This is a genomic window from Bartonella sp. TS82HLJMH (assembly GCF_042193495.1).
Taxonomy (GTDB): Bacteria; Pseudomonadota; Alphaproteobacteria; order Rhizobiales; family Rhizobiaceae; genus Bartonella; species Bartonella grahamii.
In genome coordinates this window covers 1-503 of the sequence record NZ_JBHILU010000123.1, presented here as the reverse complement: position 1 = coordinate 503, position 503 = coordinate 1, and the positions used below count along the sequence as shown (strand labels likewise).

At 46.7% G+C, this 503-nt stretch carries 1 pseudogene; it reads right to left on the bottom strand.

Annotation, left to right across the window (positions count from 1 at the left end):
• Nucleotides 1-503 (bottom strand): annotated as a pseudogene (locus ACFIKO_RS09595) (chromosome partitioning protein); the annotation flags it as partial.

The following is a 503-nucleotide window of genomic DNA, read 5'->3' as shown; positions in this document are numbered from 1 at the left end:
TCAACAGCCCGCCGTAAATCCCCCTCAACCTGTTGCAAAGCAATTGCCACACGCCGTTGCGCAACCGGCTCCATCTTGGCTAATTTCAACAATTGCGCTTGATTATCTGCCAATGCTGTCCCCCGCAAAACAGAGCGTAATTCTGGCTGTAGATGCTGGGAAATGCGATTGAGACGTTTCACAGACTCCTTTGATAAACCAATCCTATCGGCGACATGTGTAGCAAAGTGCAAACTTTGCACTTTGCCATTTAAATCACCTTCATTTGGCAAAGGGTCAACTTGACCCTTTGCCACTTTGTCTCCTTCACACCCAGTTTCATGATGCTTTGAAGAACCATCATTTGGCAAAGGGACAACTTGTCCCTTTGCCACTTTGTCCTTTGTATATTGATTACCGTGGTCCCCACCACGTTGAATCTCCCCGTACTTCTTTTCCCACAATTCGCGGTAAGTCTGGACAAAAAGCGCACGGTCAATAACAGACAATTCATTGCGAAACAG